1 protein-coding gene is annotated in these 10,942 nt (G+C 65.5%); it reads left to right on the top strand.

The window, feature by feature from the left end; all coding sequences use genetic code 11:
• The first annotated feature begins 44 nt into the window (after positions 1 to 44).
• The gene (locus PX52LOC_RS33210) at positions 45 to 10,787 is read left to right on the top strand and encodes a beta strand repeat-containing protein (RefSeq protein WP_149114107.1); all 10,743 of its coding nucleotides are present in this window, start codon (positions 45 to 47) and stop codon (positions 10,785 to 10,787) included.
• The last annotated feature ends 155 nt before the right edge of the window (positions 10,788 to 10,942 follow it).

The raw sequence follows: 10,942 nt of genomic DNA, 5'->3' as shown, positions 1-10,942 counted from the left end.
ATTCTGAACACACCACACGCTTTACACCGCCGGAGTCGTACGACATGGCCGCTAACTGGTTGAACTCGCTCTTCCCCCGTCCGACCAGTCGAACCACCCGTCGCAGCGGCAAGCCCATGCTCGCGAAACCGAACCTGGTGACGTTGGAGGACCGCAGCACTCCGGCGGTCATTAGTATCGCCGATGCCAGCATTATGGAAGGCAACGCCGGCCAGCAAATGCTGGTGTTTACGGTCACTTCGGACGCCAAAGCTGCCGGGACGCCGATCACGTTTACATATTCCACCGCGAATGGCAGTGCGACGGCGGGTTCGGACTATGACGCGGTCACCAACGCGGCTGGTCAGATTGACGATGGGACGGACACGACCACGGTGTCCGTCTTGATCAATGGCGATCAGACGGTCGAGGCGGACGAAGACTTTACGGTCACGATCACCGCGACGAGCGCCGGGGATACTGTAGGTGACGATACGGGGACGGGTACGATTTTGAACGACGACGCGGCGGTGGTGAGCATTTCGAGCCCCTCGGTGACGGAGGGGGGGATGTTGTCGTTCAGCGTGTCGATCGACAACCCGGTGGACTCGGCGGTGACGTCGGACCGGAAGACGCAGGACGGGACGGCGACGGTGGCGGACGCCGACTACACGGCGGTCGCGAACGGGAACGTGCAGCTGTTCGCGGCGAACTCGACGACGGCGTTCACGATCAACGTGGCCACGACGGCGGACGGCACGGTCGAGCTGAACGAGACGCTGAGCCTGATCCTGTCGAACCTGGCGGCGGGCGGGCGGAACGTGACGTTCTCGGGTGGCGGGGCGAGCCTGACGGGGACGGGTACGATTTTGAACGACGACGCGGCGGTGGTGAGCATTTCGAGCCCCTCGGTGACGGAGGGGGGGATGTTGTCGTTCAGCGTGTCGATCGACAACCCGGTGGACTCGGCGGTGACGTCGGACCGGAAGACGCAGGACGGGACGGCGACGGTGGCGGACGCCGACTACACGGCGGTCGCGAACGGGAACGTGCAGCTGTTCGCGGCGAACTCGACGACGGCGTTCACGATCAACGTGGCCACGACGGCGGACGGCACGGTCGAGCTGAACGAGACGCTGAGCCTGATCCTGTCGAACCTGGCGGCGGGCGGGCGGAACGTGACGTTCTCGGGTGGCGGGGCGAGCCTGACGGGGACGGGTACGATTTTGAACGACGACGCGGCGGTGGTGAGCATTTCGAGCCCCTCGGTGACGGAGGGGGGGATGTTGTCGTTCAGCGTGTCGATCGACAACCCGGTGGACTCGGCGGTGACGTCGGACCGGAAGACGCAGGACGGGACGGCGACGGTGGCGGACGCCGACTACACGGCGGTCGCGAACGGGAACGTGCAGCTGTTCGCGGCGAACTCGACGACGGCGTTCACGATCAACGTGGCCACGACGGCGGACGGCACGGTCGAGCTGAACGAGACGCTGAGCCTGATCCTGTCGAACCTGGCGGCGGGCGGGCGGAACGTGACGTTCTCGGGTGGCGGGGCGAGCCTGACGGGGACGGGTACGATTTTGAACGACGACGCGGCGGTGGTGAGCATTTCGAGCCCCTCGGTGACGGAGGGGGGGATGTTGTCGTTCAGCGTGTCGATCGACAACCCGGTGGACTCGGCGGTGACGTCGGACCGGAAGACGCAGGACGGGACGGCGACGGTGGCGGACGCCGACTACACGGCGGTCGCGAACGGGAACGTGCAGCTGTTCGCGGCGAACTCGACGACGGCGTTCACGATCAACGTGGCCACGACGGCGGACGGCACGGTCGAGCTGAACGAGACGCTGAGCCTGATCCTGTCGAACCTGGCGGCGGGCGGGCGGAACGTGACGTTCTCGGGTGGCGGGGCGAGCCTGACGGGGACGGGTACGATTTTGAACGACGACGCGGCGGTGGTGAGCATTTCGAGCCCCTCGGTGACGGAGGGGGGGATGTTGTCGTTCAGCGTGTCGATCGACAACCCGGTGGACTCGGCGGTGACGTCGGACCGGAAGACGCAGGACGGGACGGCGACGGTGGCGGACGCCGACTACACGGCGGTCGCGAACGGGAACGTGCAGCTGTTCGCGGCGAACTCGACGACGGCGTTCACGATCAACGTGGCCACGACGGCGGACGGCACGGTCGAGCTGAACGAGACGCTGAGCCTGATCCTGTCGAACCTGGCGGCGGGCGGGCGGAACGTGACGTTCTCGGGTGGCGGGGCGAGCCTGACGGGGACGGGTACGATTTTGAACGACGACGCGGCGGTGGTGAGCATTTCGAGCCCCTCGGTGACGGAGGGGGGGATGTTGTCGTTCAGCGTGTCGATCGACAACCCGGTGGACTCGGCGGTGACGTCGGACCGGAAGACGCAGGACGGGACGGCGACGGTGGCGGACGCCGACTACACGGCGGTCGCGAACGGGAACGTGCAGCTGTTCGCGGCGAACTCGACGACGGCGTTCACGATCAACGTGGCCACGACGGCGGACGGCACGGTCGAGCTGAACGAGACGCTGAGCCTGATCCTGTCGAACCTGGCGGCGGGCGGGCGGAACGTGACGTTCTCGGGTGGCGGGGCGAGCCTGACGGGGACGGGTACGATTTTGAACGACGACGCGGCGGTGGTGAGCATCGCCGATTCGTCAGCGATGGAAGGGGCTGCTGTGACGTTCACAGCGACGCTCACGAACCCGGTGGACGTGGACGTGACGGTCATGCTCACGCCGAGCAAGGGCGGGGCGGACACGGCCACGGCGACGACGGACTTCGACACAACGGTGAAGACGATCACCATCCTCGCCGGCCAGCTGACCGGGTCGACGACTGTGAACACGGTCCAAGATACCCTGGTGGAACCCGATGAAACGTTCACAGCGACGTTGAGTGCGCTGGCGGCGGGTGGGCGGAACGTGATGATACTCGGGGCGGGGACGGCGACGGGTACGATCACCAACGACGACAAGACGACGTTGACCGTCAGCACGACTTCGACGGTGACGGAAGGGGACGCCGGCACGGTCCTGCTGACGTTCACCGTCACGTCGTCCAAGGCGGTCCAGGGCGGGTTCCAGGTCGCGTACAACACGGCCGACGGCACGGCTACGGCCGGCAGCGGCGACTACGTCGCGTTGCCGGCCGGTGGCGCCGGGCAGATGCTGACGTTCACCGGGGCAACAGACGGCGAGGCGCAGATGTTCACCGTGATGGTGAACGGGGATAAGATCGTCGAGGCGAACGAAACGATCCTCGGCCAACTCGGGACCGTAACACCGAATGACCCGACGGTACAGACTTCGGCGTTCATTGAGGTGAACGGCGTCGGCACGATTCTCGACGACGACATGACGACGCTGACGGTGAGCAGCCCGACGATTGTCGAAGGCACCGGCGGGTCGACGATGCTGATGTTCACGGTGACGTCGTCGAACGCCGTGCAGGGCGGGTTCACGGTGGCGTACAACACCGCGGACGGGACGGCGAATGCGGGGAGCGACTACACGACGGCGAGCGGCGTCTTGACGTTCGCGGGGACGGTCGGGGAGGTTCAGACGTTCACGGTGACGATCAACCCGGACTCCACGGTCGAGCAGCCGACGGAGACGTTCGCGGCTCAACTCGGTGTCGTCACGCCGACGAACCCGCTCATCCCGACGTCGAAGTTCACGAAGGTGAACGGGACGGGGAGCATCACCGACGACGACAGCACCGCCCTTACGATTCAGAACGTCGTGCAGGCCGAGAACGGCGGGCCGATGACCTTTACCGTGACGTTGTCGAACCCCGTTCAGGGCGGGTTCACCGTCAATTACAAGACCACCGACGGCACGGCCGTCAGCACCTCCGGTGGGGTGGTCGGCGATAACGACTTCGTGTCCACGATGGGCACCCTGACGTTCGCGGGCACGGCCGGTGAGACGCAGACGTTCACGGTCACGATCAACGGCGATAACGTCGTCGAGGCGAGCGAACTGTTCACCGTTTCGCTCAATACTGTCGTGCCGACGAACCCGCTCATCCCCGCGTCGAAGATCGACGCCACCGGGACGGCGACCGGGACCATCGTCAACGACGACTCGGCGACCGTCAACATCGACAGCCAAGTGTCTCCGGAAAGCGGGGTGATCACGTTCAACGTCACGCTCACCAACCAGGTCGATACGACTGTCATGGTCACGTTCAACACGGCCAACGGCACGGCGATCGCCGGGGCTGCGGCCGGACCGGGCGTGGACTTTATCGGCGTCAACGGCCTGACGGTGACGTTCGCCCCCGGCGTGACTGCACAGACGGTTACCGTCAACCCGGTTGACGACGCCCGTGTCGAGGGTACGGAGGCGTTCACCGCGACGATCTCGAACCTCGTGACGAACCGCTCCGTGACGATCGGCACCGCGACCGGTACCGGGACGATCCTGGACAACGATCTGGCCGTTCTCTCGTTCGCGCCGGCCAACGCGGCGTTGGAAGATAATGCGCCCGCGTCCTTCGACGTGACGCTGACCATCGTGCCGTCGGCGGGTTCGGTCGGCACGCCGGGCCTCGACCGGCAGATCGTCACGACCGTCGATCCCTTCCTCGGGACCGTGGCCGGCAAGGCCACCCTCGGCCCGGTCACCGCCGGCGATTACGTCATCACCGGCTCGACCACCGTCACGTTCAACCCGGCCGACGCTCCCGGGAGCCTGACTTTCAACCAGACCGTCCCGCTGCAAATCTTCGAAGACTTGACCAACGAAGGCGACGAAACGGTCGAGTTCACACTCAACAGCACGAACACGATCGACGGCACCGGCGGCCAGGTCCGGTACTACACGACCGCCAACACGTCCGTCCCGACGCCTAACTTCGTCAACGTGTTCACCATCCAGAACGACGACGCCGTCGTGCGGACGTACGACGCGACCGTGGCCGGCACCTACCGCCTCGTCCGCAACGGGGCGAACGTCCAGCTCTTCCTCAACAACGCCCTGATCGCCCAGGACCTCTTCGCGGCCACGCCGTCGGCGATCGTCCTGAACGGCACGGTCGGTGACGACACGTTCATCATCGACATGAGCGGCGGCAACCCGATCCCCACCGGCGGCGTGACGTTCAACGGCAACGCCGGGAACGACACCCTCATCGTGGACCGAACCGACCCGACCAACGGGAACACGCCGTTCGGCGGCACACTGACGTTCAATGGCGGCAACCAGAGCGTGGGCGACACGCTCATCCTCACTGGCGGCAATTACGCGAACATCACCGACACGTTCACGAACGCGACCGACGGTTCGCTGGCCACCGACTTGGGGGCGATCAACTACACCGGGGCCGAGAGCGCACAACTGAACGTCGCCTCGGTCCAGAACCTCACATTCAACCTGCCGACCGTGGCGGCGAACAACGCCACGCTTCAGGACGCGGGGGCCGGGAGCACCTTGACGGGTGTGGCGTTCGTGAACACGAGCTTTACGAAGCCGACGGCGAACCTCAACGTCAACCAGGGAACCGCGAACGATCTGCTGACCGTCGGCCCCGGCGGCCTCAATTCGGTCGCCAACATCAACCTCGGCACGTCCGCCAGCCCGTTCAAGACGATCACGCAGACCGGAGCCGTCACGACGACCGGCAACGCGAGTTACTTCGCGGGAACGATCGCCCTGAACAACACCTTGAAGGCCGCGAACGTGACCCTCGTCGCGGGCACGTCGGCCACGCAGACTGGGGCGATCACGACCGGCCTCCTGACGTTGGGTGAGGCGAACAACGCGGGCGATTACACGCTCGCCGCCGCGAACGACGTGCAGGCGCTGACCGTCCCGCAGGCGAAGAGCGTCACGTTCAACGACGCGAACGACGTGACCGTGGCGAACGCGAAAACGACCGCGAACTTGTTGGTCACGGCGGGCAACAGCCTCACGGTGCCCAGTGGCATCACGGTCCAATCGACCGCCGGCAGTGTTACTCTGACGGCGACCAACACCGTCACCATCGCGCCGACGGCGACGGTGACGTCGGCCAACGGCACCACGTTGACGGCGGGCAGTAACCTCGCCATCGGGTCGGCGGCTACGGTCCAATCGACGGCCGGCAGCGTCGCTCTGACGGCGGGCAACGACCTGAGCGTCGCGACGATGGCCGTCGTGAGATCGGCGGCGGGCACCACGCTCTCGGCGGGCAAGGCTCTCGCCATCGGGTCGGCGGCCACGGTTCAATCGACGGCTGGCAGTGTTTCTCTGACGGCGGGGACTAACCTCACCGTCTCGCCGACGGCGACGGTCCAATCGGCCACCGGCACCGCGGCGACGGCGGGCAAGAACCTTACGATCTCCGGGGCCACGGTCCAAGCCACGGCCGGCGGGATCACCCTCAACAGCGGCGACGACTTCACGGCCGTCGGTGCGGTGCTGTCCGCGGCACTGAACAAGACCATTGCAATCGCGATCGACACCGACAACAGCGGACCGGCGACCGCCGACCTGCGAACCGCGACGATTACCGCGATGGCGACGACCCTCGTTGGCAACGCCAACGCGGACACCTTCCGAGTGACCGGGTACACGACGCCCGTGGCCATCGACGGCAAGAACCCGACCGCGGCACCGGGCGACGTCCTGGAATTCGACGCGCAGAACAAAGTGGTCACGGCGACGGTCAACTCGTTCGACACCGCCGGTGCCCCGGTTTCGTACGTGAACATCGAGACGATTACCGTTCTGAACGCCGGGACGTTCACCCTCAACGGCACGAACGGCGACGACCGCGTGACGGTCCGGGCCACGGGGACGCCGGGCGCACCACTTAGCTACCAGTTCGACGGCCAACCGGCGGTCATCGTCACCCCGGTGCCGAGCTTCACGTTCAACGGCTTGGCGGGGCGAGACACGCTGATCGCCGACTTCAGCAACGGTTCGCCGATCCCGGCCGGCGGCATCACGTTCAACGGCGGTGCCGATGCGGACTTCGGGTTGGCCGTCGTGGGGAACGCCAACAACGCGGCGAGCCTCACCACCAACAAGATCGGCCCCGACCTGTCCGGCGTGGTCGTCGTCGATAGCGGCACGATCACCTACAGCGGCCTCGAAACCAGTTCGGAAGTCGACATCAGCGGCATCGTCAACGTGAACGTCAACCTGATGGTTCCGGACGGGAACGTCACGATCAACAATAGCAGTGCTTCGCAGACGCGGAAGATCACGACCGACGCCCTTGCCGTGGCCGGCACGACCACTCCGGTCGTTCGCCTGTCGAACAACACGAACGTGATCATCGCCACGGACCCGAACAACGGCGGTGCCGATAACGTCACCATCGCAGGTGGCACGAACGCCCACAATAACACGAACCTCACGATCTCCGCACCGGACGATGCGATCACCGCGACCGGCCCGCTGGCGGTGAACGGCAACCTCACGGTCATCGGGAACGCCATCACCGTCCAGGCCAACGCGAACTTGACGGCCGGCGGCGACCTCGTCGTGACGAACAACGGCACGCTGACCATCGGGTCGGCCACCTTGACCGGTCAGCACGTGACCCAGACGGCGGTGAACCCGGTCGTCCTGACCGGGGACGCCGTCGTGGCGGGAACGGCCACGACCGGTAACACGATCACCTTCAATGGGCCGATCGACGGCCCCGGCGGGTTGACCGCCAACACCGCGGGCAACACGGTCTTCAACAAGGCCGTCGGCGGCACGACCGCCCTCTCGAAACTGGTGACCGACGCGGGCGGGCTGACGCTCATCAACGGCGGCCTGGTGAAGACGGCGACCCTCCAGTCCTACGGCGACAAGGCGGTGACATCGGTCAACGGCACCCAGTTGATCGCCACGGGCGGAGCGATCAACTTCCTCGACGAATTGGCCCCGACGATCGACGGCTTCGATCTGGTCATCGGCGGGCCGAACGTGGACATCACCGCGAGTAAGGGGGTGGCGTCCGACAAGAAGTACGGCAGCCTCCAGATCGTAAACACGAACAACGCGACCTTCAACGGCCCGGTCACGACGCTCTCCAAGGTCGAACAAGTGGCCGGGTCCGGCACGACGACGTTCAACGGTCCGGTTACGTCGCCGACGGTTCTGATCGACAACGGCAACGTGGTCACCTTCAACGGTGCGGTCGTGGCAGCGACGCGGGTCGAGCAGGTGAACGCGACCGGGACAACGACGTTCAACGGTGCGGTGACGTCGCCGTTGGTACTGATCGACAACGCGGGCGACGTGACGTTCAACGGTGCGGTGGCGGCGGCGACGCGGGTGGAGTTGGGGAACGTGACGGGGGCGGCGAAGTTCGCGTCGACGGTGACGTCGCCGGTCGTGCAGGTGGACAACGGGAACGTAGTCGTGTTCGGCGGGGCGGTGGAGACGAACGGCGGCGTGTTCGAGCAGAAGTTCAGCAAGAGCCTGACGTTCAACGGGGTCGTGAACTCGGGGACGGTGCTCATCGACGACGGCGTGGACGTCACGTTCAACGGGGCGGTGACGGTTGGCGACAAGATCGTTCAGACGACCGGCACCGGGAAGACGACCTTCAGTGACGTGACCGCGAACGGAACCACGGGCGTGACGGGCGGCAAGACCGGAGGGGCGGTTAATATCAACACAAACGCGATCGTGTTCAACGGAAATGTTTCCGCCCCGAACGCGCCGATCGTTCTCGGTCTGACCGGCACCACTGGCAGCGTGACGCAGCCGAACGCCCTCGCCGGGCTGTCGACGACGAAACTCTACCTCCGCGGCGACGGGACGAACTTGACGTTCAACCTGAACAGTCCGGTCAACACGTTCACGGCCGGAACGCCCCCGGCGGCCGGCGACACGACGTTCGTTTCGACCGGGGAAGTTTTCGCCAACGTCGGCGGCGGGTCGATCAACGTCCGCGATAAGACGGACTTGGTCATCGCCTTTGAGAACCCGGCCAGTCCGGCAACGGCCATCCGGGTCGGCAACAACGGATCGGTGACCCTCTCGACGAGCGGCAACTTCACGGCGGTGGACCCGGTCGCCCGCGTCGGCAACGCGCCCACCACGAAACTCCTCGACGTTGGATCCGGCGGCACGGTACAGGTGAACTTCGGCTTCGACTTCCCGGCGGGCGTCACCGACCCCACCGTGCCGTCGTTCAACGTCACGTTCGCGGCCGAGGCCACGGCGAGTAAAGTCGTCCTGGGGCAACCACTCGTGGGCGGCGATCCGACACTCACCAACCGGTTCAAGGACGTGTTCACCGTGCGGCCGTTGTCTACCGCACAGCTGTTCGTCAACGGAAACTTGCCGGTCACCTCCGATGGAACGGCGTTTGCCCCGTTCGACACGCTCAACCCGTTGTTCAAGGGCGTCACCGGCATCTCGCTCTCGACGTCGGGTAACGGGAACGGTGTCTACACCTTCACCGGCTTCCAACCCCTCACCTTCGAGTCGATCGAGACCCTCGGCGGTCTCTCCGTTGAAGCCTTTGCCGTCCAGACGGCCCCCCGGCAAGGGTCGACGGACGCCTCGGGCTACGTCGTCCGGTTGGCGATTAGCCAAATCACCGACAAGGGGGCGAACGTGTCCCCGCTCGGCGGGAACATCAGCGGGACGGGGATTACGAACAATGCGTTCGTCGTCTCACCGGTCCTGAATAGTTCGTCAACGTCCTTCAAGGCTCCGACCTTGGCAATCGGCGACGTCAACGGCGACGGCACGGCGGACCTCATCATCGCGAACGGGGCCGGGGACGCGCCCCTTGTGACGGTCGTCGATGGGGCCGTGCTAACGAGCCTGCCGCCCGGGGCTTCGATTAACCTCGGAGCCTTGCAGCCGAGTCAAATCCTGACCCAGTTCTTCGCTTACGAGGAAACCTTCCGCGGCGGCGTGAACGTGGCGGTCGCCGACCTGAACGGCGACGGCCGGGCCGAAATTGTGGTCGGCAGCGGTGTCGGCGGCGGGCCGGTGATTCGCGTGTTTTCCATCACCGACGCGAAGGGCAATGGGGATCCGAGCAAGGGGCTGACCGTCTTCAATAACTTCAAGCCACTCATCTCCTTCCCCGCCTACGAGCTCAGCTTCCGGGGCGGTGTGAACGTGGCGGTCGGCGACTTGAACGGCGATGGCCGACCGGAGATCATCGCCGGGGCGGGCGTACTCGGCGGCCCTCGGGTTCGCATCTACGACGGTGCGCACGTCCTGGACACCCTGGCCGTCCTGAACGACTTCTTCGCTTACGAACCGTCGTACCGCGGCGGCGTGCTGGTGGCCGCCGGTCGGTACGACTCGGATTCCATCGACGACCTCATGACCGCCCCCGGGTCGAACGGCGGGCCGCGGTTGAGAATCTTCCAGGGGACACAGGACATGAGCGCGGCATTGTTCACGTCGCAAGACCCGCCGACGATCGTGAACACGTTCGCCTTCACGAATTCCACCGGGCTGATTTCGACGGACCAGACGAACAACCTTGGGGTGGGCAGTATTTCCTTCGGATCGAGTGCCGACGGTAGCGGCGGCAACCGAAGCGTGCTCGTCAGCCGGCCGCGAGGGGCGGCGTTCGAAGTGCTGAAGTTCACGCACGGCAGCACTCTGGACGTGGTCAACGGGAACGACACGACGTTCGCGTCCGAGGGCTCGAACCAGATGTACCAGACGGTCTTGAATCAAAACTCGGACTTCGTCGACTTGACCGATCCGAACCTGATTCTCGCCAACCCGAACACCCCGCGCGTGTTGGTGCCGTTCACCCAACTCCGGAGTGGCGGGTCGGTCGCCGGCGGCTCGGTCTCCTCGAACTAGAGAAGCCCTTGACCCCCGAGACAAATCCAGATCGCCCCGGTTTCCTAGGACCGGGGCGATCGCATTTCAGCCCGGCGGTTTCTCCGGGAATTCACTTGCATGTCGCCATCCGAAGCCGTTAGATAAGGTCAGTTCCAGCACCGAACGGGGCGTCC

This window comes from Limnoglobus roseus (assembly GCF_008254045.1).
GTDB lineage: Bacteria > Planctomycetota > Planctomycetia > Gemmatales > Gemmataceae > Limnoglobus > Limnoglobus roseus.
This window is presented reverse-complemented; position numbering and strand designations above follow the sequence as displayed.

Coding starts and splice junctions, on each gene's coding strand:
- PX52LOC_RS33210 (WP_149114107.1), top strand. CDS start 45: ATGGCCGCTAACTGGTTGAACTCGCTCTTCCCCCGTCCGACCAGTCGA.